Below are 20,244 nucleotides of genomic sequence, written 5' to 3'. Positions count from 1 at the left end.
ATTATACTTTTTCAATCGGTGCATACTTTGCCATCACCTGCCGTACACCTTGCGTTGGAAATTGTATTTTTAATTGCATGCTATCACCCGAACCAAAAACCTCTACTACCTTTCCCTTACCCCAAATTTTATGTTGTACCAGATCACCTTTTTGAATGGACATATCCACCTGATGTTTCTTTGGTAAGGACGTAGACACGGCAGTCGATAATACAGAAACACGTTGTTTATTAGAAACAGAAAGCCGTTTTTGCTTCATCAAACGAGTCATTTCTTTTACTTCTTTTAATTCTGCTGGAATTTCCTCTAAAAATCGACTTGGCATATGCGATGATATACTGCCATACCACATACGCGAGACAGCATTTGTCACGTATAATTGACGTTTAGCTCGTGTAATCCCAACATAAGCCAGTCGCCGTTCTTCTTCCAATTGCATCGGATCCATCAAAGAACGACTGTGCGGAAACAGCCCTTCTTCTAACCCCACTAAAAAGACAATAGGAAACTCTAATCCCTTCGCTGCATGCAGTGACATAAGCGTAACTTGCGATTCCTTATTTTCAAAAGAATCAGCATCACTAACTAATGCTACCGTTTCTAAAAAGTCTTGTATCGTCCCGTTAGGATTCCCATCAACATACTCTTTTGCAACTGACAAAAATTCCCCTACATTGGCTTGCCTAGTCTCGCCTCGCGTATCCTTACGAGCTTCAGCGGCTAATAAATCACCATATCCCGTATCCTTTATAACCGTTTCCAATAAAGAAAATACATCCATCGTTGTCGCTTTTTCTGCCAAAGAAAAAATAACATCAATAAAAGCCTTCATTGTCTGTTTTACCCGTTCAGCTATATCAATATTTTCCACTTCTGTCAAGGCATAAAACACACTCATTTGCCGTTCTTCCGCATATGCCACTACCTTTTCCAACGTGATTTGTCCAACGCCCCGTTTGGGCACATTAATAACCCGTAGCAAACTTAGACTATCTTGCGGATTTACTAACAAACGCAAATAGGCAATAACATCCTTAATTTCTTTGCGATCATAAAATTTTGTTCCGCCTACCATCGTATAAGGAATTCCTCGCCTAATAAGTTCTTCTTCCAATATACGTGATTGAGCATTTATGCGAAATAAGATTGCCATATCACCATAAGGCTCGCCTCTTTTATCATGGCGATTATAAATACATCCCGCCACATAATCCGCTTCATCACGTTCTGTGGCACCCTGATAATGAATAATCTTTTTGCCACATTCATTATCCGTCCACAAAACCTTCGATGGCCGTTTTTCATTATGCGAAATAACCGCATTTGCCGCTTGTAAAATCGTTTTCGTTGAGCGATAATTTTGCTCCAACTTAATAGAAACCGCTTCAGGATAATCACGTGTAAAATCAATAATATTACGAATATCTGCGCCACGCCAGGCATAAATACTCTGATCTGCATCACCGACCACACAAATATTACGCCACTTTTTTGCTAAAATCCTTGTCAACATATATTGTGCATAATTTGTATCTTGGTATTCATCAATAAGAATATATTGAAATCGGTCTTGATACCTCGCCCGTATCGTTTCGTCTTCTTGCAATAATTTCACTGTATATGTCAATAAATCATCAAAATCCAAGGCATTATTTTCCTGTAATTCCCGTTCATACCGAAAATACACTTCTGCCACTTTCTGCTGATAAAAATCACCTGCTTGTTTTGCCCATTCTTTCGCTGTAAGCAAAGCATTTTTAGCATTAGAAATCGTACTTAATACAACATGAGGTAAAAACCTATTTTCATCCAGCTGTAATTCCTTGAGCATCTTTTTGACAACCGTCAATTGATCCGTACTGTCATATATAACAAAATTGCGATGATAACCAAATTTCCCATCAAGATGCATACGCAAGAGTTTGGCACAAAACGAATGAAACGTACTAATCCACATAGACTTTGCCACATCGCCAATTAACAAAGCTACCCGTTCCTGCATTTCTTTAGCCGCTTTATTGGTAAATGTGATCGCTAAAATTCGTTGCGGTGCCACGCCCGTTTCCAAGATATGAGCAATTCGACACGTAAGCACCTTTGTCTTTCCTGACCCAGCACCAGCCGTAACAAGAACAGGGCCTTCAATCTGTAATACCGCTTCCTGTTGTCGTGAATTTAGTCCTTCTAAAATAGAACTCATCAACATATCTCCTCACTCTCTCAAAAAAAAAGTCTCACCTCACGATGAGCCTTTTTTCTCTCTTTACTTCATTGCCTCTAACAAAGGAGGTATAATTTGTTTTTTTCGACTCATAACATGAGGTAAATAAACAGCCTGATCGGCTACGTCCTTAGCAAACGCCTTGGCCACTACATGTTCTATGTCCCCAGCAAACAAAAACGTCGTTGCTTCATCAATAATACTCGTAACCATCAAAAAGGACGCAATAAAATCTTTCGATGCACGCAACCGTTCTAAAGCAGCTAATAACTCCGTTTTTTGCTTTAACACATCAGTCGTATCCATTACTTGTACTTGTGCAACCGTAAAGGTATGAATACCATCTGAAAATTCTTTCATATCATTATGAACAATTTGATCTGGTGTTAAATCAGATACATTCGCACCTGCTTTCAACATTTCCATCCCATACGTTTCAACATCGACACCAGCTATTGCCGCTAATTTAATCGCCGTTTTCTTATCTTCTGCTGTACACGTTGGAGAGCGGAACAATACCGTATCCGAAAGAATTGCCGAAAGTAATAATCCCGCAATCGCTTTAGGTATCTCTACGCCCTCTTGCTCATACAGAGAAGTAACAATCGTTGCCGTACATCCTACGGGACGGAACAAAATAAAGATAGGGCCATCCGTCATCAACGTTCCACCAATGCGATGATGATCTACCACACTTACAATTTCAGCATCTTCAATTCCATCAATAATCTGTTTTTGTTCATTGTGGTCAACTAACATCACTTTTTGTTTTTCAGCCAATTCTACATCGGCAGCATTAATCATGCCCACATAAGTTTCGCCATCAACAACAACAAATTCCCCTGTGTCAGGAACATCTAATCCCTTATCACTCGGAGCAAAAACCTGTTTAGGTGTATGCACTAAATCGGCAATTAGTGGTAATTCTTTCCCCAAAACCGAAAGAATAAACGCATCGGCAAATACTTGTTTATCCACCACACCGACAAACGTATTTCCCTCAACAACAGGTGCCACATCTACACCCTGTTGAGAAAACCACTGAACTGCATCTTTTAAACTTGCCTGCTTCGGCAAAGCAGGCACATCGCAACGCACTGCATCTCCCACTTTTCGATATACATCGGTTACTAACGGCTGTGGCTCAACCTTAAAATATTGTAAAGCAAACATCGATTCTTTATTTATTTCACCTGCTCGTATAGGTATCGTATTCATGCCTTGTAACTGACGCAATGTTGCAAATGCAATAGAAGTGCAAATAGAATCAGTATCCGGGCTTTTATGCCCCGTAACAAAAATCGGCTTAGACAAAAAAATCACCTCATTTAAAATTATAACTATGTTGATTATAACACACCGCCCCAATTAATGCATACAAAATTACTAAAAATAATTATTATCGTATGCTGTTTTGTAACAGCCATATCCGTAAACACCATTATGATTTGCTCTAGTCCAATTTTGTCACATTTTTCTCTTTCTCACTAAAAAACACGCAATGATATCTCGCCTCATTGCGTGTCTATATACAACTTCTTTTCTCACTCCATTACTATGCGTCTTTTCGCACAAACTGCCTCTTGTTCCACTTCTTATAAATACCCTTGTACAGATATATCATTTTCCCATATTGACGACACTTTTTGCCTTTCCATCGTAGCATCAAGTTGCAAAATAGCTGATAATAATAACTTCATTATAAGCATGACACGGATTAGTAAATAATGTTTCCGACAGGCCCCCCTTTCCTTGATTTTTCCTGAGCATCACTAGCGTGCGAGTACTAATATATCGTACTACCGCCAAATCGTTGGTGCAAAAATCATCACAATCCGTTGCCCACTAAAAATTTTTCCTAGATAAGCATACCGATAACGTAATTTCAAACCAACGCTATCTAACAATTCATCTATGCCCATCGTTCCTCCCCCTATCCCGTACCACTCAAATAGAGTGCCTCAGCCAAACTTTCCTGACGGACATCCGTGGGGCAACCGCACTATCCGAATCTTGAAAAGTAAGATAAATCGACAAATGTCCCTTACAACGTTGTGTCATCGCCAACAACAGCATATCTCAAAAATAAATCATGCCAGCCGTTGGTATATATACCCCACCACTAATCGTGCTAACGTAGATTTTCCGCACCCCGTTTCGCCTTCTCAAAAGGAAAAAGAAATATCATCGTTCGCTTTAATCAGCCGACCTGACGAAAGGAATAAATCTTTTTTACCTAATCCATCAAACCAAAAGGAACCGTTCATATGAACGGTTCCTTTTGGTTTGCGTAACTTTTTCGTAACTATTATTAAATTAATGGTGACAATTCGTACCACAATCGCTGCCACAACCACAACTGCAAGAATTTCTTTTCTTGTATACACTACGGGCAGCTCCTACAATAACAGCCAACACAATAATTCCTACAATAATGTTTGCCATAATAATTACTTCCTTTCAAATCATTATTTATTTTTATTTCCTTGAACAGCTGATTCCACTGCTTCAATAACTTCAAATTGATCTTGTTGTTTTGGTTTTGCCGCTTTCTTAACAAAGATCAGGTATAAGAAGACAAGAGCAACAATAATAGCTACAACTGTGGAAATAGTAAAGGCACCAGTCGTAATCCACAAGCCAATACGATAAATCATCAAGCACATTGCATAAGCAAATACGCATTGATAAGTAACAGCAAATAAAGTGTACTTAGCGGACATCATTTCACGACGTAACGCACCAACAGCAGCCATGCAAGGTACGCACAATAAGTTAAATACCATCAAGCTATACCCAGCAAGCGGTGTATATTGACTATGAAGCGTCTGCCAAATAGCAACACTGTCATCCGCATCCACATCAGCAAAGCCATACAATATACCAAATGTACCAACCAAGTTTTCTTTTGCCATTAAGCCCGTAATAGACGCAACGGTTGCTTTCCAGTCGCCAAAACCAACGGGCACAAAGATATGACCAATAACACGACCAATCGTAGCCAAAATAGAATTACCGATATCGTCAACCATGCATAAATGCCAATCAAAGCTGGATAAGAACCAAACGATAACCGTAGCCAATAAGATAACCGTACCAGCTTTTTTTACAAAGGCCAAACCACGATCCAACATAACGTGTAATACGTTCAATGGACTTGGAATATGATAAGCCGGCAATTCAATAACAAACGGTGTCGGATCTCCTGCAAAGAGAGATGTTTTCTTTAATATAATACCAGAAATAACAATGGACAGAATACCTAAGAAATAAGCAGATGGTGCAATCCATGTAGAATCAGGGAATAACGCACCCGTGATCAATGCAATAATAGGTAACTTAGCCCCACATGGCATAAATGTAGCCGTTAAAACAGTCAACCGACGGTCATTATCACTTTCAATCGTACGCGAAGCCATGATTCCCGGGATACCACAACCAGTAGATACCAATACAGGAATAAAAGATTTACCCGATAAACCAAATTTACGGAAAATACGGTCTAAGATGAAGGCAATACGAGCCATATACCCACAGTCTTCCAAAATAGCCAAGCAAATAAACAAGACTAACATCTGCGGTAAGAAACCAATAACGGCACCTACGCCAGCAACAATACCATCCATGATCAATGCATGTAACCATTCGGAAAGACCAATAGATGTTAAGAACGGATCTAAGATGCTAGGAACAATATCGCCAAACAAGTTATCATTGATCCAATCTGTACCAGCTGTACCAATTGTCGAAATCGAAAGATAGTAAACGATAAATATAATAAATACAAAAATCGGCAATGCTAAAATTCGGTTTGTAACAATTTGGTCAATTCGGTCGGAAACAGTCAAGCCTGTTTTATTTTTCTTTTCATAGCAATGTTCTATAAGACCAGAAATATATTCGTATCGAGCATTCGTAACGATACCTTCACTATCGTCATCTTCGCGTTCTTCACAGTCTTTAATAATTGATTCTACTTTAGCTTGTGTATCTGCATCTAAATCAAGTGCTTTTAAAATTTGTGCATCTCGTTCAAACGCTTTCGTTGTATACCAACGAATACCATCTTGATCCGCCTTATCCTTAATCAAAGCACCAATTTCATCCAAACACTTTTCTAATTGATCGTTATATGTATGGCGAGATACATGAGGTTTCTTCGCTTTAGCTAATTCTACTGCCTTTAATGCAGCTTCTTTAATCCCTTCCCCTTTTAATGCGGAAATAGGGACTACTGTACAGCCCAGTTCTTCGCCCAATTTTTCCATATCAATCTTATCGCCATTGCGCTTAACAATATCCATCATGTTTAACGCAAGCAACACAGGAACCCCTACTTCAACGAGTTGTGTCGTTAAATATAAGTTACGTTCCAGGTTCGATGCATCGACGATGTTCAAAATAGCATCAGGACGTTCATTTACGATATACGTACGTGTAACAATTTCTTCAGTTGTATATGGTGATAACGAATAAATACCTGGCAAGTCTTCGATAATAACTGATTTATCATAACGTAAAGCAGCTTCTTTCTTTTCTACCGTAACACCAGGCCAGTTACCAACATGCTGAACACTACCAGTCAACGCGTTAAACAACGTTGTTTTCCCAGTATTCGGATTCCCGGCAAGTGCAATTCTAATAGTCATAATTTCCTCTCCTTTATTCAACTTCTACCATTTCTGAGTCACTTTTACGAATACTAAGTTCATATCCCCGTACAGTAAGCTCTAATGGATCCCCTAACGGTGCCGATTTACGAATATAAATTTTCGCACCTCTTGTAATCCCCATGTCTAAAATACGGCGTCTTAACGCACCATCGCCACGGACTTTTACGACCGTTACAGTTTCGCCTACAGACACATCACGTAAAGTTTTCATGCCGCTCTCTCCTTTCATCATACGTCGAGGATAATGCGATTCGCCATTATTTTATTCATGGCTAGCCGAGAGCCTTTTACTTCTATAATAATATTACCCTCAATTTCATTCACAGCTTTAACTGTAGCGCCTACCACTACTCCTAAGTCAGCTAAGTGCCGAATGTCTTTTTGTTTTCCGTGAATCGATTTTACAACACCGCTTTCTCCACGTTGCAACATTGATAATGGCATTGTCGCTTACCTCCCTCTTATTATTTTTTAGAAGCAGCGCCTTCACACACAAATGCTAGATGACGTACTACCCCTTCAATAATAATACATGAATTGTTCTGCATATGTTATTCTAATATTGACTTCTTATTCAATTATTTTTATTCCAAATTTACCTGCCATAAAAATGAATGTTAATATCAATATATTTTACACACTCCATATGTTATAATAACAATTAATAAGACCCCCTCGTAAAGAAAGGAGTACATTACCATGACCGATGAAGAATGGACCGCCATAAAGACACGTAACCATGAATATGATGACCAGTTTGTCTATGGCGTGAGCACGACAAAAATAGTTTGCCGTCCCTCTTGTTCGACACGCTTAGCAAACCCTAGTCATATCGTTATATTTCCTACATTTAAAATAGCCGAAATGCATGGCTATCGTCCTTGTTTTCGTTGTCGTCCCGACCTTCCGACATGGAAAGGAGCAAAAAAAGAGTTAACCGAACAAGCACAAAAGTACATCCAACAACACTATACAGAAAAATTTTCATTGCCACAACTAAGTCAAACACTCTATGTCAATGCTTGCTATCTCGTACGCGTATTTCACGAAACGACGGGAGAAACTCCCTTATCGTATCATCATCGATTGCGTTGCCAGGAAGCAAAAAAACTGCTACGATCTAACGAATACTCCATTGCCTATATTGCGACAATAGTCGGTTATGCCTCGGCTTCCCATTTTTCACGGGTGTTTAAGAAATATATACATAGTACCCCCCACATATATAGACTTACTCATACACGCAAAAAAAAATAAATTTTTTTTTGCGTGTACTTTATTTATATGTAGAATAAGATTATCATCTTCATCATCATTTATACTCTATCTGGTTAAATGAATTTTCGTTCATATTATTATATAAATACTATTTTTACGGTTTTATATTCATATATTTTTTTATTCAAAAAATGAATAAAAATTCTCTTTAATCTCAATTGTAACTCATTTTAAAAACTATCGTTTTTTTCTGTCACCGTTCTCTCCATCTAAAGATTACTGTTAAAACAGGCTTTATACAGTCTTACCACTTTTTTATCAAATATATTGCTTTCTTTTCTCATTTTTCTTTATACGTTTTTTTCAATTTATCTTCAAATATATTCTTTTTTCGTATGCTTTTATAAAAATTAAATTTATAATCCTTATTGACAAATCCAGATTTACCTTCTCGTTCAGATAATCGCTATTATAAATTTTAAGTTTTTCTTCTATCTGACAAAAAAGCTCCAAGAGGATACCAATCAACTATAAGCAATATAAAAGAGCGTTCTCCCTATTTCTCAGGAAAACGCTCTTTTACGTGCTTTATAACAAGTAATGATCGCACAACTCACAACAGCGGATCAGCCCCATACTTATTTTCACCTTCAGTACCACGCTTAAACAATAAGTATAGGCTCACAACGAAATTAACGATCGGAATAAAACCCAATAAAGTATACCATCCAGATCGATTTAAATCATGAAACCGGCGTATCGTTAATAGAATAGATGCGATGGAGCATAAACAAATAACAATCACACTAACTAACGACACTATAAATATATCCCCTGCCCCCTCACTAAGGCAAGAAAAGAATCCTGTCACAATGCCTAATATAATCATAGATATAATATATGGCTTACGATTCACTCGTCCTCGTGAAGAAAAAAGAAATGCTCCCATTCCGTATCACTCCTCGTAATTTAAGATACTTTTGAAAAGCTATATTGTTGTGTACGATACATTCCGGATGTGCCTAGCAAATATAATACAACACCTATATTAACGCCAGGGATCACTCCCAGTATCATCCACCAACCGGTTTTACCTAAATCATGAAACCGGCGAATACCTAAGGTAATCCCCGAAATACCAGCAACGATAGCTAATATACCACCAACAACCGCATCCATACCTTGTGCTTGTATCAAACTGGATGCAATCATTCCTACCAATGCCAATGCAATCATTCGCCAAACATATTGTTTTTGTCTAAGGCAACCTTGACAAGAGAAAAAACATGTAATCATGCCTTGGTTCTGTTTATAGACATCTTCTTGTACTTGTTTCATGATGTAACGCCTCACTTTCTACCAGCCTTTCTACCGAAAGGGGTAATACCACTCCAATGTGGTATTCTTTCTATGCTTAGTATACCACGTATTTGTGAAAAGTAAAACAATCTTATCCGTTCATATTGTCTGCGTTTTCTCATTTATTTTATTATAACTCATATAGAGGCGTATATATAACTATATCATTATCACTTTCATTTTTACATTACAAATTAGCATGTGCCTTTTATAACGTATGTAAAAAAGTAATACCCCTATTCCACTAAATATTCTAACCGCCGTACCACTTCACCACCCTGCACATACACACGTGGCACTCGGCGATTAATATTGCAAAGAATTTCATGTGCAATCGTACCAATACAACATGCTAATTCTTCTAACGGCACCGACTCATCACCTTGCTGTCCAAACAACACAACCTCATCGCCAACGGCTACCTGAGGGATATCCGTAACATCGATCATACATTGATCCATACAAATATTCCCTACCTGCCTTGCTCGTTTTCCTCGCACTAATACATCGCCACGATTAGATAATGCCCGAGGATACCCATCAGCATAACCAATCGGCAGTGTGGCAATTACTCGTTGTTCCTTGGCTTGAAAATGCCGTCCATAACTAACCGTTTCCCCCGCTTCTAAAACCTTAATATGGGTAATACAAGCCCGCAAAGACATGACGGGACGTGGACAAAACGAGGTAGCCTGTACCGTTGCCGATGGATGATAACCATATTGTAAAATTCCCGGACGCACCATGCCTGCCAAAAGCGATTTTCCCCACACTACGCCAGCACTATTACAGCAATGAACATACGCCGGTACAATATTCACTTGTCGCAGCTCATCTAAAAACGCTTGTAATCGCTTATATTGCAATTGTGTATACTCAATAGAAGCCACATCACTTTCATCGGATACGGCAAAATGAGTAAACACACTATCTAACTGAACATGCGGCAACATCGCTATTTGTTGTATCTCGGCAATACTAGCCGCATCCGGTCGATACCCAATACGCCCCATCCCCGTATCCACGGCAATATGAACATGAACCATACGTTGTTGTGCTACAGCCGCCTGCGAAAAAGCAAGCGCATCTTCATACCGAAAAACCGTCACATCAATACCATAATTCACCAACTCCGCCGCCTGACTGCCATCGGTATGCCCTAAAATAACAATACGCCCCGTAATTCCCCCTTGTCTCAACTCGATAGCCTCACCAAGACAGGCCACAGCCACTCGATCAGCGCCATGCTCCAAAAACACCCGTGCTAACTCTACCGATCCATGCCCATACGCATTCGCTTTCACGACAGACATAATCGCCACATCCGGTCCAACCATACGACGAATCTGACGTATATTAAACGCGGCTGCATCTAAATCTATTTGTGCCCAAACAGGACGTTGCATAAAATGCTGAATTGACAGATTTCTATCCACAGTACACGCTTCTTTCTCTTCATAATTTATATAAAACACACAAAATTCTCTTCCTAAATAAAAGAATAGCCCCATATTTGCGTTATATATGGGGCTATCAAGCAACCTAGCTCAATCGTTTAATATCACCTAAAGGCTGAATCAACTGATATACCCAAGTCAACAGATGTAAGCGATTTTCTTTTACCGCTAGATTGTCATGCATAACCAATACATGATCTAAAAATTGATGAATTGGTTCTACACCACGTGCTAATAGACGCAACGCTTCTGCGTAATCATATACAGCATAACAAGCTGACAAAGCATTCGCTAACGTTTGGCATACATGATACAGCCCTTCTTCTTCGGGTGTTTCAAACAAAGTAGGATCTACGGTTATAATCGATTCTTCTTTAACCATATTGCCCACCCGCGTATACGCCTGTAAAAGCGTTTCTTGCTGCATAATATCCACCTTAGTCAACGCGGCTGCTCGTTTCTCTATATCCACAACATTCAACGTATCCGCTTCAGACACACATTCTAAAATACGGTAGTCGTACCCTTTTTCTTGTAACATATTCTTAAACCGCAATTGGAAATAATCATGTAAAGTCGCTTGCACAGCTGCCGCCTTATCCGCATCTACACCCAATAATTCCAATACGACCGTGAATATTTCATGACAATTAATATTCCACCCCGATGTCAATAGCATATGCAGTACACCTATGGTCTGTCGCCGTAATGCAAAGGGATCTTGTGATCCCGTTGGTACATGGCCTAAACTAAACATCCCTACAATGGTATCTACTTTATCAGCCAAGCTCAACACCGTTCCTACCATCGTGGTGGGTAATACATCACCAGCAAACCGTGGTTCATACTGTTCCTTCAACGCTTCCGCTACAACTTCATCTTCCCCATCAAGCAGAGCATATTCCTTGCCCATCACACCTTGCAATTCCGTAAATTCCATGACCATTTGTGTTGCTAAATCGGTCTTTGCTAAAAAGGCTGCTCGTTGCAACACGTCATCAGACAAGCCTAAATCTAGTTTATGATTCAAATAATAACAAAGCTGTTGTAACCGCAGCGACTTATCATATAATGTACCTAAGCCATCTTGAAAAACAATTTTCTTTAATTTATCAATTCGTGATGCTAAAGGTACTTTCCTATCTTCCGCAAAGAAGAATGCCGCATCATCTAACCTAGCTCGCAACACTCGCTCGTTCCCATGTTGCACTGTTGCCAAATGAAAATCATCACCATTGCGAACAGTTAAAAAGCGATTCATCACGGTACCATCTGCATCACGTAATGGGAAATACCGTTGATGATCTTTCATGGGAGTAATAACGGCCGCTTCAGGAAGCTGTAAATAAGCTTGATCAAACGTGCCACAAAGGACAGTCGGATATTCAACTAAATACACCACTTCTTCTAATAAATCTTCATCCATTAAGACCATACCGCCCTGCTGCTTGGCCATCTCTTCCAATCCTGCCACAATACGCTGTTTCCGTTCTTCCGGATCGACTAACACAAAATTATTCCGCACCGTTTCTTCATACGCCTTTGCCGAAGGAATAAGAAAATCGCCCGTTCCCAAAAAACGATGACCTCTACTCATATTGCCTGAAACGACTCGTGCCACTTCAAAAGGAATAACCTCATCACCAAAAAGAGCCACCAACCACCGTAAGGGACGAACAAAGCGAAACTCTCCATCGCCCCAGCGCATGCTACGTGGAAAAGATAAGCCCGTAACCACTTGCTTGCAAATATCGCCCAACAACAATGCCGTTTCTTTTCCCTTATGCAACACCTTGGCAAAAATATATCCGTCTTCTACAGCTAACTTATCTACCTCAATTCCCTGACCACGAGCAAACCCAATCGCAGCGGAAGTTGGTTTTCCGTCTTGTTCATAGGCAATCTTAACAGATGGACCTTTGCGCACAGTCGAAATATCATCTTGCCATTCAGCTACGTCGGTGACATATAAAACCAACCGCCGAGGAGTTCCCCACGTTTTCACATTGCCATACGAAATATGTGCTTCTTGAAAAGACCGCTGTGCTAATTCGGCCATTTGCGTTAACGCTCCCGGCATATAATGAGCCGGTATTTCTTCTGTACCAATTTCTAATACCATATCTTTGCTCATTTGTGTTCCTCCTTCTTAAGCAACGGAAAGCCTAACGCTTCACGTTGTGTCAAATACGTCTTCGCACATAACCGTGCCATCGCACGTACACGACCAATAAACGCAGCTCGTTCACTCACACTGATAGCACCTCGTGCATCCAATAAATTAAACGTATGCGAGCATTTCAACACATAATCATATGCTGGAATAACCAATCCAACCGCCGCAACCCGCTTTGCTTCGCTTTCAAACTGATCAAATAACGCAAACAATAACTTCGCATCACTCTGTTCAAAAGAATACGTTGACTGTTCCACCTCATTTTGATGGAAAATATCACCGTACGTGACCTGATCATTCCACTGCAAATCGTATACATTCTCTACGCCCTGAATATACATAGCAAGTCGTTCCATACCATACGTAATTTCCGATGCCACTGGATGCACATCAATGCCACCCACTTGTTGAAAATACGTGAACTGCGTGATTTCCATGCCATCAAGCCATACTTCCCAACCTAATCCCCACGCACCGAGTGTTGGCGATTCCCAGTTATCTTCAACGAAACGAATATCATGTTCTTTCGGATTAATACCCAATTCTTCCAAACTTTTAATATATAATTCTTGAATATTATCAGGTGACGGTTTACAAATAACTTGAAACTGGTGATGTTGATACAACCGATTCGGATTATCACCATACCGACCATCCGCAGGACGCCGTGACGGTTCCACATATGCAACCTTCCATGGTTCTGGTCCAATAACGCGTAAAAATGTCGCTGGATTCATCGTGCCTGCCCCTTTTTCCACATCATATGGTTCATAAATAATGCACCCTTGGGAGGCCCAAAAACGCTTCAATGCAAAAATCATATCCTGAAAATTCATCCACTCTACCTCCTACATACAAAAAGTCCCTGTAACACCATGTGTTACAGGGACGAGTATACACCCGCGGTTCCACCCTCATTGGTCATTGACCCACTTTTTGACTAAGCCATACACATTCAACTGAACTTCCGGCTTCGGCCTTCAGAGCGCCTTCAGCATCGTAACGGCTTACACCATCCCGTTTCGCTATACATGATACCTACTACTCTCCTGCATCGCCACTTTTATTGTCTTCTCCATCATAGCAAACCCATGAAATCTTGTCAAACCTTATTTTCGTCTACCATGACCGTTTACTTAAAACAAATATGTAACTTGTACCCGTGCATAATCACCAAGCCGGAAGTTTTCTGGTCCATAAATGGTATCCCGTGCTTTCATGCCCTTTGCATCAAAAGTGTAATATCCTTGTAAAAAGACATTCTTTCTTGGGACATATCCTGCACCGACCGTAAAGCTACGAATGCCATCCAAATACCGATCCGGCACACCTTCCGCGCCGGTACCGCCGAAGAAGGCACCATGTTGAAATGCCTTATAATCGACAAACGCATTCCAGCTACCTTCCACATTAATATTACTACGCCCCATTGCTAATTTCACTGCCCAGAAGGACGGCGTAGAACCGACAGTTCTGCCAAGTACTCTAAAATCGGCCGTGCCTTTCGTATGCTCAAAAATACTCGAACCGTTCATAAAACGCCCGAAGTCAGTGTAGTTACGACCATAATCAAAAGATAAGGACAAATCTGATCCGATTTGTGCTTTTACACCAATACCCACAACTTGAGCTAATTGCGTGAATGAAGCAACTCCATTTTGCTCTGCCGCACCAGCTTGTTGCTTAGCATATTCCATCTTCTCAGCAGTGTTATTTTGTCCACGGAAATACCACGCTTGTACCCCAAGGCGTGTATTCATTTGTCGTTTTACTTGCAAGAAAGCTGCCCGTGAAAGAGACGGAATGACATCCTTACGAGTAACCAATCCTTTTGTTTTGATCGGTCTGCCCAATTGTTTTTCCAAAGCTGCTCGAGGCCCTTGAGAGCCACTATCGGAAGCTCGTAAAACAGTCTTATCCAATTGTTCTAAGAAGTTTGCCACAAACTGGGGCATATGTAAGTCATAAATACTATCTTTGCCTTGTCTATTATTTTTAGCCAAGGTATAATTCCCCTTATATAAAATCTCACCCAATTTATCTCCATAATTATCAAACTTATACATCGTTCGCGATGGATATTTCTTCCGTGCTTCTGTCGTCGCCGCCTCATCTTGGTCCAGGCGACCGATTAAATGAGATTCTACGCCATCTAATACCCATTCATCATCTTCAGCATCTTCTATGGACTTACCATTACCAGCATATCTATATTCCTTAGTATCATCTCTATCCTGATACCATTCCCCTTTTTCATTGCGTTTAAACATGCCAGCAGTATCATTTAAATTGCCTTGACTGTAATTATCCAACTCAGCTAACGCATTCGCACGAGCTAGCAATTTATAGGCTTCTTGGGTCTTAGGAGACATCTTGTTAAAGGCTTCAATACCAACCGTACCATCCGGATTATGCACCATCGTCAACCCCTTCGGATCATTTAAATTCAATCCGGCATATGATTGCAATGCTTCCTTTGCTTTTGCCCGAGCCTCTTTAATAATATCAGAATCGAACACACCCGGTTCTACACCAGTATCCGTCGCTGCACGATAGATATATTCACCTTTTTTATTTTTCAACCGATACATCCAAATCTTCTTGGACTGATCCGTACCATCACCCAAATCTCTTTCAAAAGGAACAAATCTGGATGTCTTCGTATTCGTCTTCTTATCATACTGATAAAAAGCATCCGGATAAGCATGGGTTAAAATTTCTTGGAACCGTTTCACCAATTTTAACTGGCGTTCTACAAAAACAGCCTCTTTTTTATCACGTTCCGGACCTTTCGGCGGATTTGTTTTTAAATAGGCATCCCATTCATCTGAAATATCCCGTAATTGTTGATAGAAGAACATATCTACCTGTTTGCCCGCTTTTACATCTTGTTGATATTTTTCTTTATAAATCTTATCGTATTTTTCAGTCTGTTTAGCTAAATCGGTATCACTGGCATCACCATACCCCAAACCTAACAACTCTGCTGCTGTGGGGGGACGATAGAATTCCGTGTACACCGAATGCGTATACGCTGAATCATGAATACCCGTACTCTTATCAAAGGCACCAAAACCAACGCGAACCTGAGTCTGCGGTTTCGTATATACGGCACGGATACCATCAAATTCACGACCGAACCAATATCCCGTTACCCCCATCACTTCTTGCAAACGACCTAACGAAACATCCCACTTACCGGCATGTTGTGTTACGTCGGCCTTTTCTAAACGCATCTTAGTCAAGCCGCGAGATGGTGCTATATCATACTTAGTCGATACCTGTGCAGAAGCCGAAAGACTCCCTTGGATATCAATCGACGTATGGGATGACAACTTTCCTTTAACGCCTACGGTCAATCGTTGTTCAAACCCATGTTCCGGTGCATTTTTAAGATTACGCCATGCATTTTTTTCTACCATCGTATTACTGCGGAAAGGAGGAATAGCTCGCTTTCGTCCCCCAACAGAAGCGAAAATAGTTTGATATGATCCTACTATCTGTAATCCCGTTTTTTCATCTTCAACAAATCCAGGGGTAATAAAATCAGTCAATACGGTCTGTTTTAAAGTTTTACGAACAGCTTTCGGCGAAATGCCTTTTGATGCACCCCATTTCACATTAATCCCCCAACGATACATGCGTTCTTGCGTTGCCCGATCGTCATCACGATGATCAAATAAGTTATTAATACCAAAATATACTTTCATATCCGGGGAAATTCTTTTTTGTACCATCACATTCCATGTGCCAAACGTTTTTCGCTCGTACATCGTTACCGTTTTCTTCGTTCCTGCTTGCGGTACTTCCGACAATATATCCGGCCAATAATTTCCCTTGCCTTTAAGCGTATGGCTATCGAGCATATTAATATAATAATCGCCCCATAATTGTCCACTCCAACCGGATTGTTGATTGTCATAGTTTAAGGAAATATCCACCTTATGAACAGGCTTATCAAGCAATTGTTTCGGCATCAATGGATCGCTTTTATTGACTCCATGTAAATAGGTCCATCCCGTTTTTAATGACCAGTGTTGATTGAAATGATGCTTGATTTCCGCTTCTATACCTGTAATTTCAACTTGACCTATATTTTTAAAGCTATAAATCAAATCAGGTGCTTGGGTCCATTTATTTTCCGGTCGTAAATCGGGAGCAAAATCTTGCCATTCGCCCGTATAATATACCGTCATATAATTTTTTATCCGATTGTGGAATACGCCTAAACGTGCCGATGTGCGATTGCTTTCACCTTCAATACTCATGTCAAAATTGATAGATGTTTCCGGTTTTAAATCCGGATTACCACGCCAATACCATCCCATTTTAGCCCGATTCATACTTACGGGATTACTTCCATACATTTCCCAGTTATACCATAATTCTCCCATCCCCGGTTCGGTATATCCCGTTCCGATGTTCACCTTAAAACGACGATGCGGATTGGCATTAATACTGTGTGTCAAACCGATGTTTCCGGATACATGCGTACCAAACAACGAGCTGTTATCTACACGAATAATCGGCATAAAAATCGTATTTTCATTAATTTTAATCGTATCTTGTAAAAAAGCATTATATTTTTTTATGGTTCCCCAACCAGTGGTAATACGATTATTCCGTTCCCAATAATTTTCCAAAAAGCGTTTCCCATTTAAACGAGGAATTTTCTTTTCCAAATCTTTCCACTTTTCTGGCTGAGTTGCTAAGTTTTTCGCCTTATATTCTTCATATTCAATGCCGTACTTAAAATAATCCCCGACAATATTGCCTCGTGCAACTCCATGATTTTCTTTTTCTAAACGATTTTTCAACTCACGCCACGCATCTTTTTTTTCATCAGACATGGAGCCATAAACTTCGCTGTCAATATCCCCGCTCTTCCAAAGCTTATAATTATAATAATCATCAATCGTCAATTGTGGTTTATACGTCTGCTTATTTTTTTCATCATATCCATAGTATTCAAAATCTTTATCCCAAGTTTTACCGTCTTCTTGAAATTTATGGTCATGCAAATGAGACCAAATATATTCCCCTTGACGATTATCATCTTTCATAAAGCTATCTAATTTTTCTACTAACAATTCTTTATCGTAATCAAAGGGATCCACATATTTATATCTTGTATTAGGCGATGATTTTAACCGACTACCTTCGCCAAATTCATGCACATAACCTACACCATAAGAAAGCAAGTGCTTATCATTGACCTGTGTATTTGCCGTTGCCTTTAAATCCGTTTGGCGATGACGAACATCATCTACATAACGCAATTCATTTTTTCCGTCATATTGTGACTTGCCAAAATAATTAATCAAAGAAATGTCATCTTCTTGTAATTTAGAATAATTTGCTTCTATATTCCAATCAGTATTTCCTTTTCTACCGTTCCATGCAACATTATAGCTGTCCCGTGTAGAATTACGACGAAAAATTTGCTGTGGCTCCAATTCATTATCCGTATGCTTCATCGTGCGTTCTAAATCTTCCGTATAATGTTCGCCTCGCCAATTCAGTTTGTGATTATCGGACACATCATACGCACCAGTTATCCCGACGGAATTTACCGTACCATAAAAGCGCAACGCATTCGGTTTAAATTGGTTTTTATCTTGTCCTACCAAAATAGAATTGGTTTTCTTCCACTCCCGTGTTGCCAATACGGGCATCACATCCCGTTTACTCATGTATACGCCGACTCGTGCTTTACCTATCTTGCCTGAATCAGCCCGCAAGAAGTAATTGGCATAAGGAGCTATTCCACTCATACCAGCAACACGCATACCTTCTGCATTAAAGAGAATTTGCGGTTTTTTAGTGGCCTTTTTCGTAACGATATTAATAACGCCGCCGATGGCATCGGATCCGTATTTTGCACTGGCCGCCCCTTGAATCACTTCAATATGATCGACATTTTCTGTCCCGATCCGCATGACTTCATCCATTTGTCCGGAGTATTTTGACAAATCTCCCATAACGGACTGTCCGTCTATAAGAATCAACGTATGCCGCGGTTCCGCGCCTCGTATGGATACGCCTACACGTCCCATAGAATCAACCGTACGGGATACGCCCGTTTGTGTAAAAATAATATCTTCAACGGTCTTTGCTTGTTTCTGTTCGATATCTTTCCGCGTAATAATAGATACCTGTTGCGAATTAAATTTCGCTTCTTCTTCCGCTGCCGTAGCTTTAACTACAACATCATGTGTCGAAACCGTTTTTGCTTCTACCCCTTGTTGACCTATAAGTGGTGCTGTCAGCCACAGCGAAACAGCGCAGGATAACAATAATCCCATTCGTTGTTTTTTCAAATTGCTCTGAAAACGCATTTCATTCCCTCTTTTCGTAAAATTGATGACTAGTATTTTGAATATTTATTTCATTATTTTTTTAAGTATATGGTATATAGTATAATTTATCAACTCCATTTAGACACAAAACAATCCATTCAGACATTTATTTCTGCATATTTGTGTCTTTTTCCTTTATTAACTATATTTCCACCAAAAATACAATGAAACTATTCAAAAATTTCTTTCAAAACAGCGTTCTATAATTCGTATATGATTATCAAAAAAAGGTGGTAGCCATACCTTTTATAGCTACCACCTTTATCATTTGCTGTTATCGCCCATCTGGCCATAACAATGTTATTTTTCCCTGCTCTAAACTTGGTGTAATCTGAATAATACGCTGATTTGAAGATCCCCTAAAATACAACGCCGGATCTTTCAACGCATCTATAAATGGTCCATCGACAAGAATATCACAAATGGACAAAAGTTTTTTTTTCTCTTTATCCTTAATAATTTGTTCATATACAAACCCCGAATACACCCAAATATCTTTGTGCGGAAAAAACTTTTTCACCGCTTGGACTAAGGGAATCAATCCTTCCGTATTTTGCATCGGTTCTCCACCTAAGAGGGTGAGTCCCTTCACAGCGGGATTTTGTAAATACGTCAATACTTGCTGTGTTTCTTTTTTCGTCCATACGTTACCTGCATCAAATCGTTGATATTCTACATTAAAACAATTTACACATCCATGCGTACATCCCGTGACAAACACGGATACGCGAATCCCTGGACCATTGGCTATATCAAACTGCCGTATTTGTCCATACCGCAT

The 20,244-nt window shown here is 39.8% G+C and carries 15 protein-coding genes; 1 reads left to right on the top strand and 14 read right to left on the bottom strand.

Annotation, left to right across the window (positions count from 1 at the left end):
• Position 1: 1 nt before the first annotated feature.
• The 7 genes from pcrA to HMPREF3182_RS03030 form a co-directional block, all read right to left on the bottom strand.
• Positions 2-2,200 carry a DNA helicase PcrA gene (pcrA, locus tag HMPREF3182_RS03055; protein ID WP_062485385.1) on the bottom strand — a complete coding sequence of 733 codons (2,199 nt, stop codon included), beginning with the start codon at positions 2,198-2,200 and terminating at the stop codon, positions 2-4.
• Positions 2,201-2,263: 63 nt separating this feature from the next.
• Positions 2,264-3,535, bottom strand: a complete 1,272-nt coding sequence (locus tag HMPREF3182_RS03050; RefSeq protein ID WP_062485384.1) for a manganese-dependent inorganic pyrophosphatase — start codon at positions 3,533-3,535, stop codon at positions 2,264-2,266.
• Between the two features lie 485 nt (positions 3,536-4,020).
• On the bottom strand, positions 4,021-4,143 hold the full coding sequence (locus HMPREF3182_RS07805) for a hypothetical protein (RefSeq protein ID WP_007392149.1): 123 nt from the start codon (positions 4,141-4,143) through the stop codon (positions 4,021-4,023).
• Positions 4,144-4,537: 394 nt separating this feature from the next.
• The gene (locus HMPREF3182_RS07405; RefSeq protein WP_007392248.1) at positions 4,538-4,666 is read right to left on the bottom strand and encodes a FeoB-associated Cys-rich membrane protein; all 129 of its coding nucleotides are present in this window, start codon (positions 4,664-4,666) and stop codon (positions 4,538-4,540) included.
• Positions 4,667-4,689: 23 nt separating this feature from the next.
• Positions 4,690-6,870, bottom strand: a complete 2,181-nt coding sequence (gene feoB / locus HMPREF3182_RS03040) for a ferrous iron transport protein B (protein WP_062485380.1) — start codon at positions 6,868-6,870, stop codon at positions 4,690-4,692.
• A 13-nt stretch (positions 6,871-6,883) separates the two neighbouring features.
• Positions 6,884-7,105 carry a FeoA family protein gene (locus tag HMPREF3182_RS03035; protein WP_007392263.1) on the bottom strand — a complete coding sequence of 74 codons (222 nt, stop codon included), beginning with the start codon at positions 7,103-7,105 and terminating at the stop codon, positions 6,884-6,886.
• A 17-nt stretch (positions 7,106-7,122) separates the two neighbouring features.
• Positions 7,123-7,338 carry a FeoA family protein gene (locus tag HMPREF3182_RS03030; RefSeq protein ID WP_007392224.1) on the bottom strand — a complete coding sequence of 72 codons (216 nt, stop codon included), beginning with the start codon at positions 7,336-7,338 and terminating at the stop codon, positions 7,123-7,125.
• A gap of 255 nt (positions 7,339-7,593) precedes the next feature.
• Between HMPREF3182_RS03030 and HMPREF3182_RS03025 the strand changes: the two genes are divergently transcribed.
• Positions 7,594-8,151: an Ada metal-binding domain-containing protein gene (locus tag HMPREF3182_RS03025; protein WP_007392212.1), complete on the top strand. Its 558-nt coding sequence runs from the start codon at positions 7,594-7,596 to the stop codon at positions 8,149-8,151.
• Positions 8,152-8,725: 574 nt separating this feature from the next.
• On the opposite strand, the gene HMPREF3182_RS03020 is transcribed toward HMPREF3182_RS03025, so the two are convergent.
• The 7 genes from HMPREF3182_RS03020 to nrdG all read right to left on the bottom strand — a co-directional run bounded on the left by HMPREF3182_RS03020 (position 8,726) and on the right by nrdG (position 20,244).
• Complete coding sequence (locus tag HMPREF3182_RS03020) at positions 8,726-9,061, bottom strand: DUF805 domain-containing protein (RefSeq protein WP_007392277.1); 336 nt, start codon at positions 9,059-9,061, stop codon at positions 8,726-8,728.
• Positions 9,062-9,081: 20 nt separating this feature from the next.
• Positions 9,082-9,450, bottom strand: a complete 369-nt coding sequence (locus HMPREF3182_RS03015) for a DUF805 domain-containing protein (RefSeq protein ID WP_062485378.1) — start codon at positions 9,448-9,450, stop codon at positions 9,082-9,084.
• Between the two features lie 257 nt (positions 9,451-9,707).
• The gene (gene alr / locus HMPREF3182_RS03010) at positions 9,708-10,946 is read right to left on the bottom strand and encodes an alanine racemase (protein ID WP_328587209.1); all 1,239 of its coding nucleotides are present in this window, start codon (positions 10,944-10,946) and stop codon (positions 9,708-9,710) included.
• Positions 10,947-11,013: 67 nt separating this feature from the next.
• Positions 11,014-13,062, bottom strand: coding sequence for a glycine--tRNA ligase subunit beta (glyS, locus tag HMPREF3182_RS03005; protein ID WP_062485376.1), 2,049 nt, complete (start codon positions 13,060-13,062; stop codon positions 11,014-11,016).
• The gene (glyQ, locus tag HMPREF3182_RS03000; RefSeq protein WP_007392241.1) at positions 13,059-13,940 is read right to left on the bottom strand and encodes a glycine--tRNA ligase subunit alpha; all 882 of its coding nucleotides are present in this window, start codon (positions 13,938-13,940) and stop codon (positions 13,059-13,061) included. Before glyQ ends, glyS begins: the two co-directional genes overlap by 4 nt.
• Positions 13,941-14,240: 300 nt before the next feature.
• Positions 14,241-19,442, bottom strand: coding sequence for a TonB-dependent receptor plug domain-containing protein (locus tag HMPREF3182_RS02995; protein WP_062485374.1), 5,202 nt, complete (start codon positions 19,440-19,442; stop codon positions 14,241-14,243).
• 295 nt (positions 19,443-19,737) lie between these two features.
• On the bottom strand, positions 19,738-20,244 hold the full coding sequence (nrdG, locus tag HMPREF3182_RS02990) for an anaerobic ribonucleoside-triphosphate reductase activating protein (protein WP_007392162.1): 507 nt from the start codon (positions 20,242-20,244) through the stop codon (positions 19,738-19,740).

Origin of the sequence: Megasphaera hutchinsoni (assembly GCF_001553405.1) — a bacterium.
GTDB classification, from domain to species: domain Bacteria; phylum Bacillota; class Negativicutes; order Veillonellales; family Megasphaeraceae; genus Megasphaera; species Megasphaera hutchinsoni.
The sequence above is the reverse complement of the archived record's forward strand: the minus strand, read 5'-3'. Positions and strand labels throughout refer to the sequence as shown.

Excerpts from the sequence above, each read along its gene's own strand:
- nrdG (WP_007392162.1), bottom strand. The coding sequence starts at position 20,244 with ATGCGGTATGGACAAATACGGCAGTTTGATATAGCCAATGGTCCAGGG.
- HMPREF3182_RS03025 (WP_007392212.1), top strand. The coding sequence starts at position 7,594 with ATGACCGATGAAGAATGGACCGCCATAAAGACACGTAACCATGAATAT.
- HMPREF3182_RS03020 (WP_007392277.1), bottom strand. The coding sequence starts at position 9,061 with ATGGGAGCATTTCTTTTTTCTTCACGAGGACGAGTGAATCGTAAGCCA.
- HMPREF3182_RS07805 (WP_007392149.1), bottom strand. The coding sequence starts at position 4,143 with ATGGGCATAGATGAATTGTTAGATAGCGTTGGTTTGAAATTACGTTAT.
- HMPREF3182_RS03035 (WP_007392263.1), bottom strand. The coding sequence starts at position 7,105 with ATGAAAACTTTACGTGATGTGTCTGTAGGCGAAACTGTAACGGTCGTA.
- HMPREF3182_RS02995 (WP_062485374.1), bottom strand. The coding sequence starts at position 19,442 with ATGCGTTTTCAGAGCAATTTGAAAAAACAACGAATGGGATTATTGTTA.
- HMPREF3182_RS03030 (WP_007392224.1), bottom strand. The coding sequence starts at position 7,338 with ATGCCATTATCAATGTTGCAACGTGGAGAAAGCGGTGTTGTAAAATCG.
- glyS (WP_062485376.1), bottom strand. The coding sequence starts at position 13,062 with ATGAGCAAAGATATGGTATTAGAAATTGGTACAGAAGAAATACCGGCT.
- pcrA (WP_062485385.1), bottom strand. The coding sequence starts at position 2,200 with ATGAGTTCTATTTTAGAAGGACTAAATTCACGACAACAGGAAGCGGTA.
- feoB (WP_062485380.1), bottom strand. The coding sequence starts at position 6,870 with ATGACTATTAGAATTGCACTTGCCGGGAATCCGAATACTGGGAAAACA.
- HMPREF3182_RS07405 (WP_007392248.1), bottom strand. The coding sequence starts at position 4,666 with ATGGCAAACATTATTGTAGGAATTATTGTGTTGGCTGTTATTGTAGGA.
- glyQ (WP_007392241.1), bottom strand. The coding sequence starts at position 13,940 with ATGAATTTTCAGGATATGATTTTTGCATTGAAGCGTTTTTGGGCCTCC.
- HMPREF3182_RS03015 (WP_062485378.1), bottom strand. The coding sequence starts at position 9,450 with ATGAAACAAGTACAAGAAGATGTCTATAAACAGAACCAAGGCATGATT.